19 protein-coding genes and 2 pseudogenes are annotated in these 24705 nt (G+C 54.2%); 12 read left to right on the top strand and 9 right to left on the bottom strand.

Annotation, left to right across the window (positions count from 1 at the left end; all coding sequences use genetic code 11):
- Nucleotides 1–8 precede the first annotated feature (8 nt).
- The 4 genes and pseudogenes from C457_RS10990 (at nucleotide 9) to C457_RS21240 (ending at nucleotide 3002) form a co-directional block, all read left to right on the top strand.
- Nucleotides 9–680 (top strand): potassium channel family protein, encoded by a 672-nt coding sequence (locus C457_RS10990; protein WP_008094610.1) that lies wholly within the window; start codon nucleotides 9–11, stop codon nucleotides 678–680.
- Nucleotides 681–1203: 523 nt separating this feature from the next.
- A complete protein-coding gene (locus C457_RS20625) occupies nucleotides 1204–1374 on the top strand; it encodes a hypothetical protein (protein ID WP_162832768.1) in 171 nt (56 codons plus the stop codon).
- Nucleotides 1371–2357 (top strand): magnesium/cobalt transporter CorA, encoded by a 987-nt coding sequence (gene corA / locus C457_RS10985; protein WP_008094607.1) that lies wholly within the window; start codon nucleotides 1371–1373, stop codon nucleotides 2355–2357. Before C457_RS20625 ends, corA begins: the two co-directional genes overlap by 4 nt.
- Before the next feature lie 80 nt (nucleotides 2358–2437).
- Nucleotides 2438–3002 (top strand): annotated as a pseudogene (locus C457_RS21240) (universal stress protein).
- 37 nt (nucleotides 3003–3039) lie between these two features.
- On the opposite strand, the gene C457_RS10975 reads toward C457_RS21240, so the two are convergent.
- A complete protein-coding gene (locus tag C457_RS10975) occupies nucleotides 3040–3510 on the bottom strand; it encodes a cation transporting ATPase C-terminal domain-containing protein (RefSeq protein ID WP_275039361.1) in 471 nt (156 codons plus the stop codon).
- 38 nt (nucleotides 3511–3548) lie between these two features.
- On the opposite strand from C457_RS10975, the gene C457_RS20340 reads away from it, so the two are divergent.
- Nucleotides 3549–3695, top strand: a complete 147-nt coding sequence (locus C457_RS20340; protein WP_161611443.1) for a hypothetical protein — start codon at nucleotides 3549–3551, stop codon at nucleotides 3693–3695.
- A 71-nt stretch (nucleotides 3696–3766) separates the two neighbouring features.
- Here the strand turns inward: C457_RS20340 and C457_RS10970 are convergent, their stop codons facing one another.
- On the bottom strand, nucleotides 3767–4747 hold the full coding sequence (locus C457_RS10970) for a calcium/sodium antiporter (protein ID WP_008094604.1): 981 nt from the start codon (nucleotides 4745–4747) through the stop codon (nucleotides 3767–3769).
- Nucleotides 4748–5543: 796 nt separating this feature from the next.
- Nucleotides 5544–6822, bottom strand: a pseudogene (locus C457_RS10965) (IS4 family transposase).
- Nucleotides 6823–7368: 546 nt separating this feature from the next.
- Here C457_RS10965 and C457_RS10960 point away from each other — a divergent pair.
- Together C457_RS10960 and C457_RS19660 are read left to right on the top strand one after the other, a co-directional pair.
- Nucleotides 7369–8565: a tyrosine-type recombinase/integrase gene (locus C457_RS10960; RefSeq protein ID WP_049913555.1), complete on the top strand. Its 1197-nt coding sequence runs from the start codon at nucleotides 7369–7371 to the stop codon at nucleotides 8563–8565.
- 126 nt (nucleotides 8566–8691) lie between these two features.
- Nucleotides 8692–10149 carry a pentapeptide repeat-containing protein gene (locus C457_RS19660; protein WP_083864285.1) on the top strand — a complete coding sequence of 486 codons (1458 nt, stop codon included), beginning with the start codon at nucleotides 8692–8694 and terminating at the stop codon, nucleotides 10147–10149.
- Nucleotides 10150–10241: 92 nt separating this feature from the next.
- Here the strand turns inward: C457_RS19660 and C457_RS10955 are convergent, their stop codons facing one another.
- The 3 genes from C457_RS10955 to C457_RS10945 are packed head-to-tail and all read right to left on the bottom strand — an operon-like array spanning nucleotide 10242 to nucleotide 13839.
- Nucleotides 10242–10976, bottom strand: coding sequence for a DUF6339 family protein (locus tag C457_RS10955; RefSeq protein WP_008094596.1), 735 nt, complete (start codon nucleotides 10974–10976; stop codon nucleotides 10242–10244).
- 2 nt (nucleotides 10977–10978) lie between these two features.
- Nucleotides 10979–11938 carry a hypothetical protein gene (locus C457_RS10950; RefSeq protein ID WP_008094595.1) on the bottom strand — a complete coding sequence of 320 codons (960 nt, stop codon included), beginning with the start codon at nucleotides 11936–11938 and terminating at the stop codon, nucleotides 10979–10981.
- A complete protein-coding gene (locus C457_RS10945) occupies nucleotides 11935–13839 on the bottom strand; it encodes a hypothetical protein (RefSeq protein WP_008094594.1) in 1905 nt (634 codons plus the stop codon). Before C457_RS10945 ends, C457_RS10950 begins: the two co-directional genes overlap by 4 nt.
- 140 nt (nucleotides 13840–13979) lie before the next feature.
- On the opposite strand from C457_RS10945, the gene C457_RS10940 reads away from it, so the two are divergent.
- The 5 genes from C457_RS10940 (at nucleotide 13980) to C457_RS10925 (ending at nucleotide 20832) form a co-directional block, all read left to right on the top strand.
- Nucleotides 13980–15773 (top strand): DUF262 domain-containing protein, encoded by a 1794-nt coding sequence (locus C457_RS10940; RefSeq protein WP_008094592.1) that lies wholly within the window; start codon nucleotides 13980–13982, stop codon nucleotides 15771–15773.
- Nucleotides 15774–15820: 47 nt separating this feature from the next.
- Nucleotides 15821–16873 carry a DNA cytosine methyltransferase gene (locus C457_RS10935; protein ID WP_008094591.1) on the top strand — a complete coding sequence of 351 codons (1053 nt, stop codon included), beginning with the start codon at nucleotides 15821–15823 and terminating at the stop codon, nucleotides 16871–16873.
- Nucleotides 16860–18878 carry a BbrUII/HgiDII family restriction enzyme gene (locus tag C457_RS10930; RefSeq protein ID WP_008094590.1) on the top strand — a complete coding sequence of 673 codons (2019 nt, stop codon included), beginning with the start codon at nucleotides 16860–16862 and terminating at the stop codon, nucleotides 18876–18878. Before C457_RS10935 ends, C457_RS10930 begins: the two co-directional genes overlap by 14 nt.
- 53 nt (nucleotides 18879–18931) lie before the next feature.
- Nucleotides 18932–19594: a base excision DNA repair protein gene (locus C457_RS19655; RefSeq protein ID WP_008094589.1), complete on the top strand. Its 663-nt coding sequence runs from the start codon at nucleotides 18932–18934 to the stop codon at nucleotides 19592–19594.
- Between the two features lie 140 nt (nucleotides 19595–19734).
- Nucleotides 19735–20832 carry a DNA cytosine methyltransferase gene (locus C457_RS10925; protein ID WP_008094587.1) on the top strand — a complete coding sequence of 366 codons (1098 nt, stop codon included), beginning with the start codon at nucleotides 19735–19737 and terminating at the stop codon, nucleotides 20830–20832.
- A gap of 166 nt (nucleotides 20833–20998) precedes the next feature.
- Here C457_RS10925 and C457_RS10920 read toward each other — a convergent pair whose 3' ends face one another.
- From C457_RS10920 to C457_RS20075, 3 genes are read right to left on the bottom strand one after another with little or no spacing between them, the layout of a single operon-like run.
- Nucleotides 20999–21718, bottom strand: coding sequence for a DUF6339 family protein (locus C457_RS10920; protein WP_008094585.1), 720 nt, complete (start codon nucleotides 21716–21718; stop codon nucleotides 20999–21001).
- The gene (locus C457_RS10915) at nucleotides 21715–22725 is read right to left on the bottom strand and encodes a hypothetical protein (protein WP_083864284.1); all 1011 of its coding nucleotides are present in this window, start codon (nucleotides 22723–22725) and stop codon (nucleotides 21715–21717) included. The genes C457_RS10920 and C457_RS10915 overlap by 4 nt, the downstream gene beginning before the upstream one ends.
- Nucleotides 22722–24665: a hypothetical protein gene (locus C457_RS20075; protein WP_152420002.1), complete on the bottom strand. Its 1944-nt coding sequence runs from the start codon at nucleotides 24663–24665 to the stop codon at nucleotides 22722–22724. The genes C457_RS10915 and C457_RS20075 overlap by 4 nt, the downstream gene beginning before the upstream one ends.
- Nucleotides 24666–24705 lie beyond the last annotated feature (40 nt).

Genomic DNA, 24705 nt, shown 5'->3' with positions numbered 1-24705 from the left:
GCTTCCTCATGTACATTATAATCGTCGGTGCTGGAGACATAGGTTCACAGGTCCTCGATCTTCTCACGAGGACGCAAAACGAACTCGTGGTCATCGAAACTGATTCAGATGTCGCCGAGCAGGTCAGTCGCGACTACGACGCTCTCGTGCTGAACGCCGATGCGACGATGAAAGAAACGCTAATCGATGCAGGTGCAGAGCAAGCTGACGCCGTCATCACGACCACGGACCAGGACGCAACCAATATTATGGTGATGTTGTTGGCCGAAGAACTTGACATCGAGTCGAAAGTCAGTGTCGTCCAAAATCCGGAACACATGGAGATATTCCGACGGATCGGTGTGAACGTACTCGAAAATCCTCAACGACTCATCGGAGAGTACCTCGTCCGGGCCGTCCAGCGGCCATCAGTCAAAGACTTCATGTCGTTGGCGGGCGGTGCTGAGGTATTCGAAATCACCGTGACAGAGACGTCCCCCATTGCAGAGAAGACACTGCAAGAAGCGGACTCAGCTGGGCTACTGGGCAATGATGTACTCGTAGTTGCGATCGAGCGTGGTGAAGAAGTACTGACTCCGCGAGGGGAGACTGTGATTCACGCCGGGGACCTTCTCACCGTATTCTCGAAAGAGGGGGTCACAGGGGAGGTAATGCATACGTTCACCGGTAAAGACGAATAAGTGCTTTCTGGGGCATTTATATTAGTACCGGGTATCATATTCTGCAAACTAAACGGGATTAATGAATGGAGTCCCCTACCCCCAACCTCCGTACGTCGAAAAGTCCCCCTCGATGGACAGCTTATCTGATGTTCTGCGGACTCGTATGTTTTCTTGCACGGATCGTATTATATCCCATTCTTCAGTTTGAACCAATATTTAGTACAATTGTGGTGGCTCTCGGGTATTTCGGCCTCCTCCTGATCTTCATCAGCTTCTTTATTCACATCTCTATCGAGTATTAGTCCTCCAGTCAGATTCAAACGCAGGACAAAGAAGAGACGCACCGATGCGTTTCTCCGAAGCTGTGGCGGCCGCCGAAGTGACTCAAGTTGAGACTGGTATTTCAATGCATACATCTCCACTCAGAGCGGACATAGAATTACTGGCGTCTTCTATCGACACACCACATTGTCTCTCCCATCCAACTCGCGATCCCTCCGTACCATGCGCTCTTTTTTAGGAGAAACTACTCCACACTCATATGGACCGAAGTACAATCGCTGGAACTACCCTGATACTCGTGGGGGTTCTTGGGTATGTCGCCGGGATATACGTCGCCTATCCCGGTCGGGCATTCTCAATTACAGTACTCATGGTCGGCATCGCACTCGTCGCAATCGCACAGCAATCTGCCACGAGGGGAGACGCATGAGCCTTCACGCCATGGTGTATACGGCAAACGGCGTTGAGCGTCACAACGATCTCGACACCGCGTTCGAAGCTCCAGGTGAGACGTGGATCCACGCGGACGACGTCGAACCAACTGAAATGAAAGCTCTCAGAGACCGCTTCGAGATCCATCAACTGGCCGTCGAAGACGTGGTTCACGAAGAGACGCGACCCAAAACCGAAGAGTACGACACTCACACGTTCGTGCTGATGAAGACCGCGCGCCTCAGTCAGCGCGACGACGTCGAATTCCATAAGGAAGTTCGAACGCACGCTGTCGGCTTCTTCCTCGGCGAGAACTGGCTGGTCACGATGTCCACAACCGATATCGATATCGTCGATCCGACAGCATCGCAGTGGACGAAAAACGGACAGCGATTCGTACAGAGAGGAACGGATTTTCTCGCCTACCGGATTATGGATGCCATCGTCGACGACTACTTCGACCTCCTCGACGAGATCGAGGACGACATCGAAGCGGTCGAAGAGCGCGTCCTCGACGAACCGGACCCCCAGATGCTCGAAGACTTGAACAACGTCAGGCGGGACCTCCTCGCGTTCCGAAAGATCGCCTGGCCCGCTCGTGAAGCCATGTCGTACCTCTCGCGGGGCGACATTCCCGAGGTCGCCGATGAAAACGAGAAGTACTTCCGTGACGTCTACGACCATCTCGTTCAGGTGGTTGACCTGATCGAGACGTACCGCGATCTCACGGGTGGGGCCCGAGATATCTATCTGAACGCCATCTCGCAGTCGACGAACGAGGTGATGAAGACGCTCACGGTCGTCGCGACGATTTTCATCCCGCTCACGTTCGTCGTTGGGGTCTACGGGATGAACTTCGCCGACACGCCGTTCGCGATGCCGGAACTCTATTGGACGTACGGGTATCCAGCAGTCATGATCGGAATGGGTATCCTCGCCGGACTGATGCTCGTCCACTTCCGCCAGCAAGACTGGGTATGACGAATTGTCGTTCAGGTAACGGACGGACGAGAGAACGTTGTCGACTCTATTGACACCTGAATCGTTCTGAGCCAACGATTATGCCACTGTACGACGAATTTCACTGTGTGACGTGGCGTATCCTTGTCGCAAGTGACGGCTCACCACCGGCAACAGCAGCACTCGCTCTCGCCCTGAGACGGTTTCCTGACGCTGATATCACCGCTCTTCACGTCATCGACCCCGTGGGTGGATATCACCGTGTGCTCGCAGGTGGTCGATTCGAGGAGTGGCACACCGTCGCGAAACAGCGTGCAGACACGATTCTACAACAGGCAGCGGACCAAGCAGCTCGTGACAATCGTTCGATACAGGTGGTGTGTGAGACCGGCGATACTGTGGAGACGATTATCGGGTACGCACTGGAACACGAGTTCGACCATATCGTCATCGGGAATCACGGTCGGGAGGGNGTGTGAGACCGGCGATACTGTGGAGACGATTATCGGGTACGCACTGGAACACGAGTTCGACCATATCGTCATCGGGAATCACGGTCGGGAGGGTGTGGACCGATTTCTGTTCGGAACTGTCGCTGAGCGTGTCACACGGCGAGCACCGATGCCCGTTACAGTGGTTAAAACCCAGACCACCACTTCAGATTGATGGGGGCCTGCCCTCTCAGTCAACTCATCCCACGCGGTCAATATTTCACGTATTGGTAGAATACTCGCTTGACACTCTCGGTCAGAACGATGTAGCCTCCAAGAATCATCACAACGGGGAGGATGTACGACACGGGAAGTGGAACTAGCTCGAACAGGCCACCGACCGGTGTGTACGGGAACACGAGCGTGACGAGTGCGATGAACGCCGTTGCTGCGAGGAGGTATCGGCTCGGCCGACTCCTGAAGAACGGTTTTCGCGTACGAATGATAAATACGATGATCACCTCCGTGAGGACCGAGATGAGCAACCATCTCGTCCGGAACTGCGTCATCGTCGCCCCGAGGATGAACAGGAGGACACCGAACGTGAGGAAGTCGAAAATTGAACTCACCGCACCGAACGTCAACATAAACTTCTTGATGAAATCTGTATCCCACTTTCGGGGACGGTCGATCAATTTCAACAGCCAGCCAGATAGAGATACGGGGCTGGTAGAGAGACACACGAGTCCCAACGACTATTCACCATCTCACGTGCGCGAAGATGCCCGAGGCCCGCATCGTCTGTCTCGAACTGGACGAGTCGGATGAAGAGGTTCCCAACGACGAACCCGGCAATTCAAGCGTCTGGGTCGACCTTGCCCACGTCCAGAACGGGTCGATTTGCCACGGCGAGATGACCAGATTGTAGCTTCGTGCAAAGGGAATCCCTATCGACCCTCATCCGTCAGCGACAGTGTAGCCCGAGCATCGTTCGGCAGTCTATTGAATAAACGCCCCGAGATTCACGAGAAAGAGCACATACAGAACGAGCAACGTCATTCCTTCCGACCGCGTGATCTCACGATCCTGGGTAATGAAGAAGTACAGGATGGTAATGAGAAGCATAACCGGAAGGCCATACGACCGAATGCTAGCTGGGATGACGAGGTCGCCCACGAGACTCGGCACGCCGGTGACGAGAAAGCTGTTAAACAGGTTCGACCCGAGGACGTTACCGACAGCGAGTCCCGGAAGGTCCTTCCGGACAGCCATGACACTGACGATTACTTCGGGCAGTGACGTCCCCACGGCGACCGCAGTGATTGCAACGATCTCGGTGCCGATCTGGAGCGCCGTTGCGAGGTCGACGATTGATTCGACGAGAACGTAGGCTGCACCGAAGACAAATATCAGACTCAGGACCAGCTTGGCGTAGGTCTTCATGTCCACTTGTCCCTCCGGTCTCTCCGCAACCTCCTCGTCACGGTCCTCGATGACTTCCTCGATTAGCATCCCGACGTAGCGGTCCTTCTCTTTGATCGTGAACTGAATATACACCGCCAGTGCCGCCAGCGCAAGCAGGCCTTCGTACCACGAAAACGGGGAATTCCACGTCGCCACGACGAGAAACACGGCCGATGCGACCAACAACGGGAGATCGACCTCGACGAGTTCACGGATCACGCGGATATCTCCGCCGACGACGGCAGCGAGCCCGAGAACGAACAGCATATTCGAGATATTTGATCCGACGACACTCCCCATCACGATCGCTGGAACTCCCTGACTAACAGCCAAAAGCGACGAGATCAGTTCTGGAAGAGATGTCCCCCCTGCCACGATTGTCACGCCGATGATGAACGGGGAAATTCCGAGCGAGAGACCGATTTGCTCGGCAGCAGACGTGAACGCATCGGAGGCGGCCAGCAGAATTCCGAGACTTACAACGAACAACAAGACGGAGACGAAGACACCAACCATCTTTACGTCATCATACGGCAATGCCCATCTAAGGTATTCCGACCGGTGGTACCAAGCGAATAGGAGGACAACCAAGGACTAACAGAGAGAAAATGCGTTGATAATCGACCAGGGTATCGTCAATTTATATGGGTCGTCAGAAGGTTTGATGACTCTGGCTACATTCGGGGTTGTAGTGGCAGTACTTGATGAGAATCATGAATAGTCTGACGACCCGTATAGCTGCTATGCGCAGTCACCCGGTTGACTGAGATATGAGATATCCGAATACAAGGAACATCAGGAGGAGTACCGCTAATAGACCAAATGCCCACATAACTGAAAAAATTGCCTTGATCTGACTCACTACCCATACATTCACTGGTAGAAGTAAGTCGAAGGCAGTCAGAAGCAATAGAGTCCCGATTAGAAGACCTAGGATAATTCCAATACGCGCGATCACACGGAAAGGGTGGTTCATATATTATAGTATGACTCAGAACAACACGGTCTTGTTGAAGTCCTCTTCGGATAATGGGGTCTAGTAGCTGTACTGACTTGATGGAAACGCTGCTATCTCAAGAGACCGTGAAGTAAGAATGGGGCGCCAGAGAGCGATCTGTATGCTGTGTCAATCCCAGCATTGCCGACCGGAGTGACATCCGCCACGGATTCTCCTGTTTCGAACTCGCTCCGGACTTTATTACCAAGCTCACATTCACCAATAAGAACTATCCCTCGTTGAAATATCCGTGTCACAATGAGCGATGAAGAACCGAGTTTCCGGGAGTTGAGTTACCGGGCCATCCGTGTTCGGTTAAGGCCATACCTCCGGACTGAAGGCTTGAGCCACCCGTTTGTTCAAGGTGAAGCGTGATTTCTCTGGTTGGCGTGCCTCACAACGCACCAGTTCAGGAAGATTTGGTGTGGGATGCCCGAGAGCAAGGGCGAGATCAGCAAGTACCGGCTGGGCGACCGACCGAAAGGTCGTCGCCCAGCGTTCTTCCTCTATCTCCTGAAACACCGCTAACACGGCTCTGCTAACCGTCAGCGTCAGCAGAGCCGCCATCACGAGCAGCTCTGCAATCGCTTTATCCCTCGTCTCGAACGTCTCCAGTCCATACCGTGACTTCAGCTCCCGGAACACTAACTCAACCTTCCACCGCAGGTTGTACAGCGCTGCTACTTGCTCTGGCGTAAACTCTTCTGGGAGGTTCGTCACGTAGAGGTGGTAGTCGTCGGTGTCCGTAACGGGGACACCGACGACGCGGAACTCTACGGTGGCTGATGACTGCCTCTCACCATACTGCCGTCGCTTGAACTCGAACTCACCAGTTACATCGATGTGCTTCCGCTTGAGCTTCGAGAGCTGCTCTTGGAGGTGACTTCCTCTCAAGGAAATGGCGCGCCCACGCCATTTCCGTCGTTCACCCACGATTCGCGGATTTGCGTTCTTCTTCAGCCGACTCACGAAGTAGCCGTTGTTCGCGTGGATCAACGCGAAGCGACGGTAGCTGTAGAACCCGAGACCGAACAGAAACAGCCGCCCACGCAGCCAGTTCCCCGTGCGGAACTGGCTGCTTTCGTGAGTTCGTTCGTCGGTGAGGCTGAACTGTGCGAGCGTCCGTTTGGTCATATTGTAGACGAGGTACAACTGTGCGCCGGGTTGACCTCGTGAGTGGCTGGAAACGCTGTAAGAAGCCGATACAACCTGAAGACGGTTGCATCGGCGAACATCGTGTCGCGGAACTGGGTAAGTTGCGGTACGATGGTGTGAGGGGCCGTGACCTCCTCGAGCGCATCGCGAGGAGGTCGCTCAGGAGGTCTCGGAGTTGCGGCGTAAATCGGTCGTAGAAGCTGGAGCGTGACACCTTCTTGTTGGTCGCTGTCTGGTAGACGCGTTGAAACGCGGCGATAGAGCGGGTTTCGTCGTCAACGGCGAAGCGCAAGATAAGCGACCAGACGAGCATCGTGATATTGATTTTCCGGTGACGTTGGACGGCACTGCGCTCGCGCGCGATGCCTTCGATAAGATCCGCTGGAAAGAGAGAACTCAACCGGCGTCGTATGAGCGTTGGAGAGAGTTCAGGTATCACAACCTCTCTTTACGCGGTTTCTGAAGATAACCTCATCAAAACGCTAGCGTCTCTCGGTTTCTCTCCTTAACCGAACACGGATGAAGTGAGCAATTACTTCTAGTGTCTACTATAGAAGGTGATTGGTACGGAACTAGTCCATTCTCTGAAATTGTGTGTCGGCCCCTCACAGGAATTCGGTATAGCGAAATACAGTATATTTCACTATCAGCAATCCACTACTCGATTCTACTAATTGCAGTTGTGTATATTCCACTCCCACATAAGCCGAAGTATTAACATACTGTGAGATGATCAGTGAGTAATGAAAATCTCACATTCAGAATTACNGTTGTGTATATTCCACTCCCACATAAGCCGAAGTATTAACATACTGTGAGATGATCAGTGAGTAATGAAAATCTCACATTCAGAATTACCCCAACACACGGCGAGCGGGTTCCCCGGTGAGAAGCCATGAATTCGAGGACTGACTCCCAGGGTTTGGAGGCTGAAGAGGAGGCTGCAGACGAAGGGACGAGAGAGAAGCGCTACAAATGGTCACAGATGAGCCTCGACGAACTCGTCGACGTCTACTGGCAAGATATCGCACCGACGCGATATCGAGACGGGTTCGACGAGGACCGAGACGTTCCGACCTATGAGTGGCTCACCGAGTACGGATACAGTGGTATCGCGTACGCATTGCGCGAGCATCACGATTTGACGCCCAAGCAGTTCTTCGTCGATGTTGTAGGCCTCGAAAACGAGGTGTCTGATGAGTGGGAGTGGAACGTCAACCACGAGAATACTGTCAACGCTCTAGAAGTGTACCTTAACTCGATACGAACTCGTGGTGGACGGGCAGAGAGTACCGTCGAGACCCACCGGACGAGGTTAGCGAAGTGGGTGCGGACCTATCGAGAGTTGCACGGTACTGATGCGTTGCTCGAACCGCTGTCCGAGTTAGACCAACAGCCGCGAGAGATAGAACGCTGTCTCGCCGTCCTCGACGTCTTCGACGAAGAGCTATCGACCGACCGCTCGAAGCTCGAGTATCTCCACGTTGCCAGAGCGTGGTACGCGTTCGTGAAACGCCGGAAGTACGCAAAGTACAACCCACTCTCAGAGGCTGGTGAGGAGTTCGGCTGGGAAGCCAGTGAGCCGAACCCACAGGCGTTGTCGGCGTCGCAGGTGCGTCGAATCTACGGTGAGGTGGACTCACCCGAAGCGGAGTTACTCGTCGTCGCACTCGCTGGGTGGGGGTTACGGCCCTCAGAGGTTGCCGCGTTGCACGTCGACCAAGTGGTCTTGGATGCAGAGGACCCGCACCTGACGTTCGGTGATGGAGAGCGAAAGAACGGTCCCGGTGAGGTGACGCTACTGTATGGTGTAGACGTCGTCGCTGATCGGATTGATACGCTTTCGGATCGTGAGGCGTGGAACGGGTACCTGTTCCCCTCTCGGTCGTCGTCAACGGGACACGTGTCAGTTAGTACGATACGTCGGCGGTTCAAACAGCTCGCTGACACTGCTGGAGTGGTTGTCGATGGAGATACGCCCACGCCGAAGATGGGGCGACGGTTCTGGTACTCGGCGTATCAGGAGGCTGTTGGAGAGGTTCTGGAGGGACTTGAAGGAGTTGCTGAAGACCAAGGGAGTTCGTCGACGGAGGTTGTGCTTCGGAATTACTTGTCACGTGAGCAAGAGCGGAAAGCTCGGCGGAGGCGGATGTATGAGAAGTTGGATACGGCATTTGAATAACAGGAAAGAAACATCCGATGCGGATACGTGGCCGGCGGCTACTTACCTTAATTATTTAAACTAACTCTCTACATTGGTGACAATGATAATGAATAGTCCAAACAGAATCGGTTTGAAATAAGACAAATGAGCGGAAGCAACTTCATCGGGGAGGATCTTAGTGGAGCCGACCTGTCAGGATTGAATCTACGGGGCGTGAATTTCAGTTCTTCAAATCTTCAGGACGCGGACCTGAGTGGCTCAGACCTACGGTATGCAGTATTTTCGGACGCGAAAATTTCTGGCGCAGATTTCACTGATGCCGACCTCGGATACGCGGATCTGGATAACATACAGGCCGAAAAGACGGTGTTTTCGAACGCTGACCTCCGTAAGTCTGACCTCACTTCAGCTGCTCTTGAGCTGTCCGATTTCTCAGACGCCGTTCTTACTCACGCTAATCTCACAGGAGCAGATCTACGTGAAACAGATCTCTCAGGTTCCGACTTGTCTAACGCTCGTATGAGATCTACTGACCTTCGGTTTGGGAGCCTATTGGATGCCGTTGTCAAGGGTGTGGACCTAACTGGTGGTGATCTTAGGGATACCGATATGATGAGTTGTGACCTTGAGGCGTCGGTACTCATTGACACCAACCTTCGTGCGACTAATTTCACCGACAGCTCTCTACGTAAAGCGAATCTCACTGGGTCGGATCTTGAGGGTGCAGAATTGTCAAACACAGATTTAGCACACGCGACCCTTGACGGTGTTAACCTGTCGCGGACGCAGATTCGTCGTTCCAATTTACAAAACATCAGTGCTTTTGGGGCAGATTTCAGCCAGAAAGATCTGACAGGTAACGATTTTACTAGTGCCGACATCAGGAACGCAGACCTTAACGGTTCGGAGTTGGAAGATATCGACTTCAAGGACGCAAATTTATATAATGCTGATTTATCAAGTGCAAATTTACAACGAGCTAAGTTTCATCGCGCAGAACTCGTCGATGCGGATTTCACCGGATCTGATCTCCGTGGAACGACGTTCTCTTCAGTAGATATTCGAGGTATAAGATTTGACGGTGTAGATCTAAGTGGTGACACCAAATTCTACGGCTTTTGTTCGGAACCCACCAACGCGCAAGAGTGGAATGTGCTGGCAGAGGGATATGAGGCAGTCCGTAAGGCGTTCAGACAGAAAGCGCTTGACGACACTCACCGGGAGCTGTACTATCTTCAACGAAAGGCTCGAACAAAAGAGGCCTCTAAGAATGGCCAATGGATCAAGTATCTTGGAAACCTGACATCCCAGGGACTAACTGGATACGGGGTACGCGTTAGTTACGTACTCATTTGGACGGTGTTATTATTAGCTTCTTCTACAGCTTGGTATTCGCTGGTGGGAACGACAGGTAGTTGGACAGGGGGAAGTCTCTTCTACAGTGTCTCAACGCTCGTGACCTCGGCACCACATCCTCCGAAGAACCTCGTGCCGTGGGTGCCCAGAGAATTCACCGATATTGTTGTGCTGACCGAAACGTACGTAGGAACCCTGCTGATAGTTCTACTTGGGTATGTGCTTGGAAACAGAGATACGATTTAGAGAGACATCTCAACAGCGTACAGTGTGCTATTTTGGTGTAGAAATAATATAAATGATCCTCCAAACGTTTATTAGTACTCTCTAAAACCGACCTACTGACCGCTTTTGTCCCGTCCTATCTTTTGTTCTATCAACTTCTCCACTCCTTGCACCCCGATTGCTTCTGCAGAGATGGACGAGAGTTCGTGACTCAGTGCTTTCGCTACCTTCTCGACGAGATCATTGTCGTCGATGAAATCGGCATCGTCACGTTCGTAGGCGACCTTGGCGAAGGCTTGGACCGCTGCCTCGCGGCGGAGGTCCTTACGGTCGAACAATCGGTTAGCGATGTATTGGCGGGTCAGTATTTTCTCGGTTGGCCCGTATCCGTCGTCCTCGGTTTGGGTGAAATCAGCCATGAACCAGAGTCGCGCAAAGGCTGGTGCGTAGAGGTCTTCGGTCGATTTCGTAAACTTCTCTCGAAGCGATGTGACCGAAGTAGTTCCCTTCATCGGCCACCGGAATCGTACGTAGTCGGGACGCCAGACGACAGCTAAATAGTGCCAGATTCCTGGATCGCCAGCTGCTCTGCGAGGAACGTCGATAAATTTTCTCACGGCGGGTGCGACGGCAGCGTCCAAATCTGATCGATCCGACTCGAATCGATGGCGCCCTTCGTTCATGACGTAGTTGAGCACTTGGCCTAGCGAGTCAAGATCTGCTTCGTAGGCTGTCTCCTCTACGAAGGGTTGGACCTCGCTACAGTCGTACGTTATATCGTTTTCGAGGAACTCGTCGGTTACCAAGTTGCCTTCGCCACCAGTAGTGAGTCTGCAGAGTGTCTCCATCGTTAGATCGTCTCCAAGAGTCGCTTGACGTCGTTGTATGGTTGCTGTCGCTGCTGGTAGATCGCCTCAACCTCGTTTATCGTCGTGGAGATTGCTTCTATGCCCAACGAACTCTCGAACTCGTCGACTGTACCATCAGTAAAGTAGTCTCCACAGAGGTCGGTCAAGAGTGTCTCTTGCCAGTCGTACTCGATTCCCCCTTTGATGACTGCGTGTGTAGCCGCTTTGATCGTGAACTGTGTCAACATAGAGACGGCAAGGTGGTTTAGTGCGACACGTCCGATGAGCCCCTGTTTGGTCGGTCTCTCGATAGCGTTGACGGCTGCAACGACAGTCGGGGACGCTTCGTTGAGATACAGTTTTGGTTTAGCAGCGTCGGTGACGTCTACGTGCCACTCAGCTCCTGGCTTACCAGGGTTGTCGTCTTCGTTGAAGTCTGCGGGGATGACGGGAAGGTCACCGCTGAGCGACAACCGTGGTGGGTCGAGATACAGATCGACGTACGGACCGTGAGCGAGCATCCGACCACTCTGTCTCGCGTACTCGTCGTCGTCCGGTCGGTAGTCATTACGAATCAGGAGTGCCTCGAACTCGACACGACCACGGTAGGATTCCCTCTCTATTACGATGGTATCGCTGTAGGTTCCTTGGTCGAGGTCGCCTGTCTTGATTGGCTCGATGAATCGACCGTGTGTCTGTGGAGCGTATCCAGCTACGACTAATGCACCTTCGACTTCGTTTGGTGGGAATACGTAGTTCAGTGTGTCGTCTGTGACAGACAACTCGACGTCAAACTCGGCAGTATCCCACGCTTCGTCGTGTTCGAATAGTGGGAACTCCGACGGGTCTTTTGGGAGTTCTTGTTCGTCACCGTCCAGACGTAGTTCGGTCACCTCGAATCCGAGTGACTCACCATCGTGATTGTATGGATAAGCGTCCTGTTGGTATTGGTGAGTCGTCACGTGTTTGACCCTCCAATATCGGTCTCGACAGTGAAATTGAGCCGTGCTCTTCCTTCTCCGACCGCGTCAAGGTTTGCTGTCGAAACCGACACTGCGTCGAATTCGATGGTGTCCTTTCCACCGGGAACTCGAACCAGAGTCCCGTGGTTTTCCACAGACAAATTTGCGCCTGTTTCGGGGTCTGCGCCAGAGATGTTGTCCAACGCAACGGTCTCGATTACGTTATTTGACGAATCGAGTACAGCGAATTCTACCGTCAACCCCCAGTCGCCCTCGAACGCCTCTGTTAGCTCTAGAGTTCCAGTACTACGGTACTTGTCATCGATGTGATTGAGATCGGATCTGACACGGTCTATAGTCCGACTACCGCCACCACCACCACCGCGGTTTCGACCTCGGTTCGGACCACCTGAGAAGTAAGGGAACCGCCGCCCGACGTCCCCGAGCATTTCACTGTCGTCGGAGCCGGCGGCGGTGAGAAGTTCTGTCAAATGTGCTGGTAGAGTGTCTTTGAACAGCGTATCGATCTCGCTGCTACCCCCTGGATAGTTGTGTTCCAGCTTGCTAACTTCTTTCTCCCAAGTATCGTGGGCTTTCGGCTCAGCCTTACGGAAGAAATCCTCGACCACGAGATCCGAATCAGGAATATCGTCGTCGACAGAGCCGAACGGATGTCGAGCTTTCCCCGCGAGAATGATCGCCTGAAAGTGCTGAGTCGCGGATCGGGCGATGTGGTCGTACTTCCGGTATTTGACCACGTGACGTGCGCCACGGAACAACGCAATCTGGTTCGGCATGCTGTCGGGTCGTGATTCGTGGCTTCGAACTACGAGAGTGACCTCTGCATCCGTTGACGACCCTCCATCCTTGTGTGCGGGCACTGTCAGTGGGATGTTGATCGCGGCTACGTCAGGTGCAGCATCGAGTGTTTCACTCGCCGAGTCCCGCTGTTGGTACGCTTCGATGAACGCCTCCAGATCCTTGTTCGTGGTTGGATCGATAGCCGAGGGTGAGATATCGTCGGGTGCTTGGACAGAAATCTCGAGACCATCCTCGAGAATTAGTGGCCAGTAGTACACGACTGCCAGATCTTCGATCCGCTCTATCACCTTCTGGGGAGAGCGACGGCTGCGACTAGGCTCTCGGAATCCAACGACAATTGCCGTGGTCCCCGTCGCATCGGCTCTAGCCCGACTTTCGTCTATGTGTAAGGCGTCCGCGGCTATGTCTGCTGCAGCAGGCCCCTCTATCGATACTGCTCTGCGGCCCTGAGTGTCGCTATTACCAATCCACCCGTCTCCGTGCCATTCTTTCCCTCCGTATTCGTGGAATGGCAGGTCGATTCGGCCCACGAATCGAGGTACATCTGTGTCAGCCCATCCCTCAGGCGTCGTGAGAAACATGGCAGTCTTGATTCCGGAGAAACCCCACAGTACAGACGCACCGACACCGTGAACTCCGCCTTCTGATTCGTCTTTCGTAGATCGGCCAAAATCTTGAATGAGAGACGCGTAATTAGTGTCGTCAGAGAATTCGTCCCCTGTCAACCCGGTCGTGTTCTTGTCTTCGACCATCAGAAGTGGAAGCGTGCCCCTCTCTATCCGGTCGACCATGTTCTGTACACCAATCTCGTCGTCGTTTTCTGCGACGGCCTCTAGGTGATCCCGGAATTTCGTGTCCCAATTGATTGCGTCTAAGAACTCGTCGAGACGAGAACCTTCGAGTTGATCGAAGCGGTAGAGGAGTTCGGGCGTCAACCCATCTTGCGCTTCGTCAGCACTGTTTTGGGCTGTTTCACGGACGAACTGTTCGAGCCGTTGGTCGAGCGCGATGTCGGTGAGTGCAGTGCCCAGCCTGCGTTCTCCTTCATCACGTTTGTGGAAGTATGTCTCCAAATTCACAGACGATGCCGAACTGTGACCATCAGTGATATTATAATTAACTGATGAGTCGAACGGATATTGGAATCGCTCTGGTGCTTGGCCGATACCTCAATTCCCCAGAAGGACTAATAAGCTCACCTGACACTTGACTAATCATCGTGAGCGGAAGCCAGATCGATGCCGAAGAAGAATTCGTCCACAAACTGTACGGTGAGGACTATCTCTACCAGATTCCCAAGTTCCAGCGTCCATTCTCGTGGACAGAAGAGAACTTCGTAGATCTCGTCGACGACTTGACCGACGCCTACGAATCGAACAGTCAGTCGCATGGCGATCTATTGAACCGCGACCAGAAACTCGACAAGTCCCGAACGAAGGCCTACGAACCGTATTTCCTGGGGAGTATCATCTTGAACCGGGGCGGGTCGACCGGAGACCGCTTCGACGTCATTGACGGCCAGCAGCGACTCACTTCGGTGGCCATCTTACTCTGTGTCCTCAGGGACCGTCTCGATCACGAAGGGTGGTCGACTTCTCTCGACCGCTTCGTCCAAGAAGAGGAGGACTTCGCGAAGGGGCAGGAAGGCTCCGTTAGACTCCGTATTCGAGACCGAGACCAAGCCTTCTTCGAGGAGAACGTTCTAGAACGCGGGGCGACACTCGATCCTGCCGACCCAGCCGACGGCGACACCGAACCACAGCAGAACATCCTACAGGCGGTCTCTACCTTCGACGAACGGCTCGAACAGTGGGCCGATCGTGGGAACGACCTCACCTCGTTGGCAGCGTTCATCCCGCAACGAGTCGTGATGGTCCGGATAATGACGGACTCACTGAGCTCTGCGTTCCGTCTGTTCAACGTCACGAACGCCCGTGGGATGCCCCTCAACAACGCAGACCTCCTGAAGAGCGAGAATCTCAGTCAGATTCCCGAGGCCCACCGCGACGAGTACCAGCGAAAGTGGGAAGATATGGAAGAGGAGGTCGGGAATGAGGGCCTCGAACGGTTCATCGGGTACATGCGACACATCCTCGTCAAGAACAAGTCTCAGAAGTCTATCTACGACGAATTTAGTGACGTCTTCACGAAAAAACCGACCTACCGCGGTCGTGACTTCGTCGACGAGCTCGAACAAGTCTTCGACGTCCATCGGAAGCGAGTGTACGACGCCAAACTAGACGCCGACGACGAACACAAGAACGTCTACTACGCGAACTTGGTCTCGGTCATGCGCGACTTCTACCCGTCGGACGAGTGGGTCGTTGCGTTGATAGAGTTCGACAAGACGTTCGACGACGAGGGATTACTCTACGACTTCGTCTGTCGCCTCGAACGTCGGCTCACAGTCGACTGGTTGACTGGCTCGTCAAGCAGTGACCGATACTCACGCGTGTACAGTATCCTCAAAACCATAGAGTCGGCCGACGGTCCGCGAGAAGTCTTGCGGTCAGACTATCTCACAGGTGACTTGCGAGCGGAGAAAGAGGACTTCGAGGAATCGTTGGACCTACGCAACTTCTATCGGAAGGGGAACTACCAGTGGCCGAAGTACATCTTGATGCGCCTCAACTTGGAGCGGTACGACAACCGGAACGTCAAGGTCCAGTACGGGAACAACATCAACGTAGAACACATCCTCCCACAGAACCCGAGTAGTGGTTATTGGACTCAGCGCTTCAGTGACGAGTTGGAACGAGAGAAGTGGACGAACCGTCTCGGAAATCTAGTCCTCTTGGATGGGCGCAAGAACTACAAGGCGAGTAACCGGCCGTTCCCGAGAAAGTACAGAGAGTACTTCGAGAAGAAGAGCGACTTCGCGATAACGAATGAGTTGTCCGAGTTCGACAGTTGGACGCCGAGTCTACTCAAAGAGAGACACGAGAACCTGATCGACGAGTGTCTCGGACTGTGGGTCGATTCGGCTGCCGAGACCGAGACGAACGTGGTATAAGTGAGTAATAGGATGATGCGCACAATGCTTTCCGGAGGATTTCCGAGATGAGTTCTAATCTCGCAGCAGTCGACCTCTTCTGTGGTGTCGGGGGACTAACTCACGGGCTGGAGCAAGCTGGTATTCCCGTCGCCGCCGGCGTCGAGATAAACCCCAACTGTAGGTACCCCTACGAAGCGAACAACGACGCCGAGTTCGTCGAGGCGGACGTCTCGGATATCGACTCGTCCGACGTTGAATCACTCTTCCCCGACGATTCTACCAAGATTCTCGCTGGCTGTGCTCCTTGTCAACCATTTTCTAATCTCAACAATGGACGAGACACGTCGCAGACTTCCGAGTACAGTCTCCTCCAGAGTTTCGGGGAGTTGGTAGAAGATATTCAGCCTGCTATCGTCACGATGGAGAACGTCGCCGAGGTCCGAAATGAGCCGGTCTACTCGGACTTCGTGAACACGCTGTTCAGAGAGGGGTACCAACTCTGGTTCGACAAAGTGAGTTGCCCCGACTATGGCATTCCACAGCGCCGCAACCGAATCGTCTTGTTGGCCTCGAAGCTCGGAGACGTCTCTTTGATCGACCCAACCCACGATCCCGTCAACTATCCCACTGTTCGTGAGGTGATCGGTGACCTACCACCGATCGAAGCTGGAGAATATTTGGACGAAGACCACTTACACAAATCCCGTACGCTGGAAGAGCAGAACCTTGAGCGGATCGGGCAGTCACTACCCGGTGGGACGTGGAGAGATTGGGATCCGGATATCAGGCTCGATTGCCACCGAAAAGAGAGTGGTCGCTCTTTCGACTCTGTATACGGGCGTATGGAGTGGGACGCGCCTGCTCCGACGATGACGACCCAGTACTACAATTACGGTAGCGGCCGATTCGGGCATCCCGAGCAGGACCGTGCCATCTCACTCAGAGAGGGTGCAATGCTCCAGACGTTCCCCGAAGATTACGACTTCGTCGAAGAAGGAGGCGACGTAGAGTTCAAGAAGATTGGGAAGATGGTCGGGAACGCGGTACCGGTCCGCCTCGGCGAGGTAATCGGCCGAAGTATCGTCGACCACGTGGAGGAACACGATGTCGCAGCTTGAGCCAGAATCTACAGAGTCGGAGAGTGACTCGCCATACAAGATGTCTCTCAGCCTCAACGTCTTGAATCACCTGGGGCTGAACCTCTACAGCAACGTTCCGGCAGTACTGTCTGAAGCAGTCGCTAACGCGTGGGACGCCGACGCCGAGAACGTAGACGTGGACATCTACCCCGACGAAGAGAAGATCGTGATCGTCGACGACGGGCAGGGGATGGACGCCGAGGACGTGAACGAGCGGTACCTCCGTGTCGGGTATCGCAGACGTCGAGACGACGAACGCTCGAACCGTACACCGAAACACGACCGACCTGTGATGGGTCGGAAGGGTATCGGGAAGCTCTCCCTCCTGTCCGTGGCCGAGACAGTCGACGTTTACACAGCCAAAGACGGCGACCAGAATGGCTTCCGGATGCAACTGAGCGAGATCCAGCGAGCCATCGGTGAAGAGGAGTCGTCTTCTGGAGTCCAACAGCAACAGTACGTCCCGACGCAACTAGACGACTTCCCGGACGAACTCACCAAAGGGACGAAGATCGTCCTCACCGACCTCACGAAGCGGGTCCACACCACCGAACACGCACTTCGGAAACGGCTCGCACGACGGTTCAGTATTCTCGGGACCGAGTACGACTTCACCGTGAGGATCAACGGTGAGGAGGTCACCGCGACCGACCGTGACTACTTCCACAAAGTTCAGTTCCTGTGGACGTTCGAAGATCACCACTATCGAGATCTTTGTCGTGATTCCAAGCTCGAAGCCCACGAGGAGCGGGAGGGTAAGACCCCTGACGGCTACGAAGTGTCCGGATGGATCGGAACCGTAGAGAAACCGAGTGACTTAGTCGAGGACTATCCGGGTCACGACACCGAAGCCGACGACCTGAACAAGATCTCTTTGATGGTTCGTGGGCGGATGGCCAAACCAGACCTCTTGGAGAGTGTGAACGACAGTCGAATGTTCTCGAAATACCTCGTCGGCGAAATCCACGCCGACTTCCTAGATTACGACGACCAAGAAGACATCGCGACTTCGAATCGTGAGGACGTCGTCAAAGAAGATCCACGGTATCAGGAACTCCTCGACTTCCTTCGAATCCAATTGAGTCACATCGCTGGGAAGTGGAACGACCTGCGTAACCAGCAGGCCTCCAGAGAGGCACGTCAAATCGGAATCGTCGACATGTGGTACGAGAGCCTCGAACCAGAACAGCGTGAGCGGGCTCAGAGCCTCTTGGGTAAGATTAGCCGGATGTCGGTGAAAGACGAGTCGGACCGGAAAGAACTCTTCAAGTACGGAATCTTGGCCTTCGAGAATCTGAAGTACCAAGAGAAGATCGACAGTGTCGGCGACTTGACCGAGGCCGACGGACGGACGATCTCTCGCACACTCTCTGATTTAGACGACGTAGAAACCTCTCAACACCAGCAGATGGTCTCTCATCGGAAGAAAGTCGTAGACGCGTTCTTGTCTCGAGTCGAACAGGAGGGCGTAGACGACGAGACGTTCGTGCACTTGAGAGAGCATCCCTGGTTGCTGAACCCTGCGTGGGAGCAGTCGCCGGTAGACGAAGAGTTGCAGAAGACAGTCAAGAATCACCTATCTGAAGCCGGTCACTTCGACGGAGAAGTCGACGCGTGCGAGTCGACTATTCGGTGTGTTCGTGCAGCGTCCGGGTACACGTTGGTCGCACTCCGTCACCCGACCGAACCTGCGAACTCTGGACTACACGAGTTGGTCGATACGTTCGAGGATGCTCTTGAACACGGACTCGAAGAAGAGGGGTACGATACTCAGTTCGCAGACGTCGTCTTCGTAGTCCCCGATACCGAGACGTGGAGCGAGTTGGAAGGTCTCCTGAAGAAACGAGGTATAGTCGTCAAGAAGTACAAAGACCTCCTGAGAGGGACGTCCCGAGTGTACCAGTCTCGAACTTCGCAGGACTCCCGGAACGGTCGTGTCTCGAGGCTACTCAACCAGATCGACGACGGAGACGTGTTCGACTGACATCTCTCGTGTGCCGAACTTTTTGTACCAGAACGTGACCAATAACCAGTGTCGTGGACGAATCACGTGTAGAACGGTTCCGTGTCGGAATCCTCGAATGGAGTGAGGACAACGTTCGTCGATACCCGTGGCGTGACCCAGAGTCCTCCCTCTACGAAGTCTTCGTCGCAGAGTTTTTCCTCACACAGACTCCTGCCGAGAACGTCGCCCAGGTGTATCCCAAGTTTCTCTCACAATACCCATCTCTAGAAGCAGTTCGCAGATCCGATGTTGCGTCACTTGCGGATGCTATCGAACCGCTCGGTTTTCAGAACATACGATCAGAAGCTCTGTTCACTATTGCATCCGAATACGACTCACTACCAACCGATCCCACAGACTTACGAGAGCTTCCTCGTGTCGGAGAATACGTAGCCAATGCGACCGCTTGTTTCGCTCTCGACGCTCAGATTCCGATACTAGATCGCAACGTCGATAGAATCTACAGCAGGGTGTTCGCCGACGAGTGGCCAGAATCCCCGAGCGAACAGACCGAGTTTGCTGCTCACCTCCTCCCAGAGGGCGAGGCGAGGAAGTACAATCTAGCACTACTAGACTTCGCCGCGGCAATCTGTACGCCCGAACCGCGGTGCTCCGAATGCTTCGCAAACGAATTCTGTATGTATTACCAGAGTACGTCGGCCGGGGTCGACGGAAGTGGTGAATGGTCCGAATAAATCGGTTTTGCAGCCCTCTGCCGCTCTGTACCTTCGCCGTCGGTCGATACTGATTCAAGACGAGTCGACCGGTCCCCCGTGTGTCGATATCTGGAGACGAACGCTTTATCTGTCCCGTCGGACTTTCATCTAACAGTATCATGAACGTGTCTGCCGTCGACCTGTTCTGTGGTGCCGGTGGCCTCACGAACGGCCTCGAAGCTGCAGGTGTGACGGTGGAGGCCGGTTTCGACATTGACGCTGATTGTCGGTACGCCTACGAGGAGAACAACGATGCCGAGTTCGTAGACGCTGATCTAGCCGAAATCTCGAGGGAAAATCCTGAAGAAGTGGCTGAGTGGTTGGACGACGATGCCGATGCGACACTTGTCGCTGGATGTCCTCCTTGCCAGCCTTTCTCCCCACTTAACCACGGTTCTGAAAGCCAAGACCACGAGATGTACGAGATGCTCTCAGAGTTTGGTGAGATCGTCGCTGCGATCGAACCAGATTTCGTGGTGATGGAGAACGTCTACGAGCTTCGCCACGAAGGGGTGTACGAGGACTTCGAAGATCTTCTGGAATCGATGGGCTACCTGTTGAACCCAGATTGGAATAAGCGGGTATTCTGTCCAGAGTACGGTATCCCGCAGACACGTCGGCGATGGGTGGTGACTGCGTCGAAGCGGGGGCCGTTCAATTTCTCCCCCCGAATTCACAACCGACCAAGTCAGTTCGAATCTGTCAAGGAGCGAATCGACGACCTCCCTGCGATCGAAGCTGGTGAAAGTCACCCTGACGACTGGCTTCATACTGCTCGGTCACTCGACGACATCAACCTCAAACGAATCGAACAATCGGTTCCAGGGGGCACATGGGAAGACTGGGACGAGGAGCTACTACTTGATTGCCACCTCGACGAGAGTGGCCGTTCGTTCGGTTCAGTATACGGCCGAATGCGAGCAGACGAGCCTGCACCCACCATTACGACACAGTTCTACAATTTGGGAAGTGGAAGGTTCGGACACTACGACACAGACCAGAACCGGGCCATCTCGTTACGGGAGGGTGCGATGATTCAAACGTTTCCTCGCGACTACCAGTTCGCCGAAAAGTTCGAAGACGTCGGTATTACAAAACTTGGCCGGATGATCGGCAACGCGGTACCTCCTGCGCTCGGTGAGATCATTGGGCGACGCCTGTTGGAACACCTACGGGGGGAAAAGAAACAGGCGGCGTTAGGTGACTACGTCGACTGAATACTCGTTCTGGTATTCGTAGGGTATCTGAGTTTCAGAAACTCGTGCGTTAGAGGGTCTACTTGTAGCCCCGCCAAACGAGGACGCACAATGTCGAAATAGTCGTACTCAGACGGTATTGGAACATAGATTGGCGACTCTCGATTCGTGACTTGACCACGACGATTCACCCTGACTCTACGTCTTCTCGAATACTTTGAACGATATCTACTAGCTCTGATTTCGTCCGCCCTTCGAATGGTATCGTTGTACCAGCACGGCGGAGTCTCTGGATCGTCTCGTCTATTACGTCGTTCGCTGCGAACGACTCTTTGCCTTCGTCGTAGAGTACTTCGAGACACGCCAGTGCTGCTGGTTTGTACCGGCCGAGCTGGATGTCGAACACACGGAAACAGAACCGTCGGCTCTCGAATGCCTTCTTGGTGTTCTCGTAGTCTCCGTCCTCGTGGGTCATCTCGGCTATCCACCATAGTCGCTCGAAGGTACTGGACGCCGAGTCGAGGGCAGAACCGTAGGTCCAGAACTTCTTCTTCATCCCCGTCTGACTCTCGTATCTCCACCTGTGGCGAACGAACCACGGGAAGTGACGCATCGCGAGGTCGTTCCAGATCCCCGAGTCACTCGCTTCGCTACGACTCAAATCGATCTCCTCGTGGACGGCGACTGCTGCCTCGGAATCCATCCCTCCTTCGAACTGCGGATACTCGTCTACGATATCTCTCAGACGGCCCTCTAAAGCGTCGATGTCCGCACTGAAGTTCGTCGTCTGTGAATATCTCCCGAGCCTCTCGTCTTCGAAGAACTCTTTGTCACCCCTCAGGAACGCCTCGTCGTCCAATAGTCGCTTTGCATCGGCCTTCAATCGGGTCAAGGTCGTCTGTGTCATCTTTCCGTTAAGTTCTGGATGTGTTTCGTATAGTAGTCGGCTGGCTCAAGGAGTTCCTGTACAGCGTCTTCTACCTTCTTCGTCGCGAGTACCACAGACTCCGAGAGGTCCTCCTGTAGTCGTTCGGCGGTCTTCTCTGGTGTGTGGTCGGGATAGAGTTCGTCGTGGAGTTCGTCGAAGACAGCTCCCTGCCACTCCGGTGTCCAATCGTCTTCGTCTGGGTCGTACTCGGTTGCAGCGATCGTCACGAGACGAGTCCACACCGGTGTCATGACTTGGTTCCAAACGAGGTCTGAGACCTGCTTTTCGTGTTCGCTCTCGGCGTCCTGCATTACCGTGGTCACCTTCTCGTGGTCTTCGTTGAGCCACAGCACTGGTAGATCAGGATCTCCCTCGAGGTCCAAGTAGTAGAGCCGGTCCGAGGGTGGGAAGCGAGTATCGTCGTCTGCCTCGTGGACCTCTTCGAACGATTTAGTTCGGACGTCAAGGAGGTCTTGGTCTTTCCCACTCGTGTCGCTGATATCTAGCCTCCACTCTGGTCCATCAGCGACGAAGACACCCGCGTTCGTCGCGTAGTTCATCGACTGCGACGTGTCGGTCGTCCGGATCAGAATCGGGCGGAGGTTGACGCTCCCTCTGACGTCTTTTGCATCGAACTCCCACGTTCCTTCGTAAGTCCCCGAGCTGATCGGGTCCCTAGCCAGTACAAACCGTTCACGAAGGTACGTCTCCCGACAGTGAGCGGTGACGACGAGCATTCCCGGTATCTTGCCGAACTCCGGGAAGACCTTCCCCAAGAGCCCCTCTGGAATCGTCACTTCGATTTCTAAGGTGAGTGTATCCCATCCCTCGTACTCTTTGATATCGACGAGCTGGTCGACCCTTGGTTCGTTCGACGACTTGCCGTTGATCGAATACTCTGTCACCGAAAATTCGAGTGAACCCGGTTCACACCGGTGTGGATACGTTCGATAAGATAGCCCCTTGTTCAGTCGAATCTGTTTCACGAAGACGTCACCTCCTCGATACCGATAGACCCGTCGACGATCTTGAACTTGGTCTCGCCGAGGTCACCTAACCTCGGATCGGCATCCGCGAGAGCTTCAGATCGTATGTCGAATTCGACTTTGTCCGTGTCGTCATTCACCTCTATCACCCCTCTACCGTCGTTGAGTCTCCAATCGACGTGGCTCCCTGTGACTTCAACCTCTTCGACTGGAATCTTGGAAGCTTCTCGATCGTCCTCGAACATGGCCGCAATCTCGATCTCGACCTCCCACTGTCTGATCTCGCCTTCGACGTCCAGATCAGGCTCTATCCACCCCACGAACGTCCACCTATTCTTGTCGACTTCCGATTCCGTCACTCTCCAGTCGAAGGGACTCGAAACGTTCGGCGTCGAGACGCCGTTACTCCTGCCTCCAGACCGCCGTGTCTTCGGCAAGATGTCCCTATCGGGGCGAATCGAGTCTCCAGAGCGTTCTTGGGTGCCGTATAACAACTTCGAGAGATGCTTCTTCAGTAAGTCCCTCTTCAGTTTTCGAACACGCTTGACACACCCCGGCTCGAAAGTCCCCTTGAGCTCGTCGTTCTTCTTCCCAACCCAGTCGTCGTGCGCTGGCGGTTCTGCCATCGCCAAGAACTCGTCTATTGCTCTGTCTTCACGTGTTGGTGTCTGCCCCGGCTGGGGCCGTGCGTTGCCACAGGCGAGAACACCGTGGAACTTCTCCGAGAATCCCAGATGTCGTGCAGGCTTGTACTTGACCACCATCCCCGACCCTCGGAAGAAAGCGATCTCACCAACACGCACCTCCTCGTCGGGATACGCCTTCCGTGCAGCGAGTGACACCGGACCACTCTCCGGTGTCTTACGATCTTTTCGACTCCTTATCTCGTAGTCGAACTCTCTACTGGCAACCTCACCAGGCCCGCCTAGTGAATCTGGCGCACCGGAACGTCTCTCGTAGCAATCGATGAAAGGGGCAACACCATCGTGATCTCGGATCGTATCGTCGGTAACCTCTCTTTTGTCGCCCGCCATGTCCAAGTACACTTCGAGGTCACCACGACTGATCGCAGGCCAAAAGTAGTCCGCTGCAGTCTGCTCGAAGATATCTGCGACCTCGGACGGCGACGGTTGTTCCTCCATCGAGGGGTCTGACGGGTCACGGAACCCGACGATCATCGTACTCGTCCCTGGCACGTCCGGTCTCTCCAACGACAACTCTTGGGCGAGGTCTCCTGCCACGTTCGACCACATCGACTCTGGACGCTCCAAGTCCGGATTGCTCAGGCCAGTAGGTGATCCGAACCAGCCTTCGTTGTCGTACCACTGTCCATCTGGTGTTTGGTGCGTTGGAACGAACGACCGTCCTACCAGACGTGGTGACTCTTGTTCGTCTAACTCTTCGGCCAAGGTAGAGTTGAACAAGACCGTCTGTAGCCCACTGGCAACCCACAAGACGGAACTTCCGAGACCGTGTCTCCCACCTGTATCTCCAGTCTTGTTACTACTTCCGGGGTCACGGACTAATGCCGCATAGTCACATTCAGTAGATACCTCGTCTCCTTGTATCCCACTCGTGTTCCTCTCTTCCGCGACGAGAATACGAAGTTTTCCTCCACTATCTAGATAGTCGAGGTACTCTTCGAGGCCAGGACTGCTTTGTTCCTGAGCCGCTGCACGTACGTGTTCTAGTAGGGAATCCCAGCCGATCGCCTTCTCGAATACGTCTCGAGGATCTTGGAGCTCTACGAGTCTGAACGTGACTTCGACCGGGTTCTCGTTCTCGACCCCGGCGTCGTTGATATTCTGGAGAATCTCCTTCACGAAGGTATCGAGACTTCTATCCAGCGTCTTCTTCTGGAGGAGCCCCGGACTGTGTGACTGTCCTGGTGGTTGTTCTTTGAACCACCAGCCCTCGGGACGGGCTGAGTCAGATCGCATATATTGTTTCTGACTCTCACGTGGGACAGCCAATTATAAA

The sequence above is a fragment of the Haloferax prahovense DSM 18310 genome (assembly GCF_000336815.1).
Taxonomy (GTDB): domain Archaea; phylum Halobacteriota; class Halobacteria; order Halobacteriales; family Haloferacaceae; genus Haloferax; species Haloferax prahovense.
Note: the sequence above shows the minus strand (reverse complement) of the source record. Positions and strands in the feature narration are given on the sequence as shown.

What these genes read in the sequence shown, in the direction of transcription:
- C457_RS10990 (WP_008094610.1), top strand. Translation starts at nt 9, where the DNA reads ATGTACATTATAATCGTCGGTGCTGGAGACATAGGTTCACAGGTCCTC.
- C457_RS20625 (WP_162832768.1), top strand. Translation starts at nt 1,204, where the DNA reads ATGGACCGAAGTACAATCGCTGGAACTACCCTGATACTCGTGGGGGTT.
- corA (WP_008094607.1), top strand. Translation starts at nt 1,371, where the DNA reads ATGAGCCTTCACGCCATGGTGTATACGGCAAACGGCGTTGAGCGTCAC.
- C457_RS20340 (WP_161611443.1), top strand. Translation starts at nt 3,549, where the DNA reads ATGCCCGAGGCCCGCATCGTCTGTCTCGAACTGGACGAGTCGGATGAA.
- C457_RS10970 (WP_008094604.1), bottom strand. Translation starts at nt 4,747, where the DNA reads ATGGTTGGTGTCTTCGTCTCCGTCTTGTTGTTCGTTGTAAGTCTCGGA.
- C457_RS10960 (WP_049913555.1), top strand. Translation starts at nt 7,369, where the DNA reads ATGAGCCTCGACGAACTCGTCGACGTCTACTGGCAAGATATCGCACCG.
- C457_RS19660 (WP_083864285.1), top strand. Translation starts at nt 8,692, where the DNA reads ATGAGCGGAAGCAACTTCATCGGGGAGGATCTTAGTGGAGCCGACCTG.
- C457_RS10955 (WP_008094596.1), bottom strand. Translation starts at nt 10,976, where the DNA reads ATGGAGACACTCTGCAGACTCACTACTGGTGGCGAAGGCAACTTGGTA.
- C457_RS10935 (WP_008094591.1), top strand. Translation starts at nt 15,821, where the DNA reads ATGAGTTCTAATCTCGCAGCAGTCGACCTCTTCTGTGGTGTCGGGGGA.
- C457_RS10930 (WP_008094590.1), top strand. Translation starts at nt 16,860, where the DNA reads ATGTCGCAGCTTGAGCCAGAATCTACAGAGTCGGAGAGTGACTCGCCA.
- C457_RS10925 (WP_008094587.1), top strand. Translation starts at nt 19,735, where the DNA reads ATGAACGTGTCTGCCGTCGACCTGTTCTGTGGTGCCGGTGGCCTCACG.
- C457_RS10920 (WP_008094585.1), bottom strand. Translation starts at nt 21,718, where the DNA reads ATGACACAGACGACCTTGACCCGATTGAAGGCCGATGCAAAGCGACTA.
- C457_RS20075 (WP_152420002.1), bottom strand. Translation starts at nt 24,665, where the DNA reads ATGCGATCTGACTCAGCCCGTCCCGAGGGCTGGTGGTTCAAAGAACAA.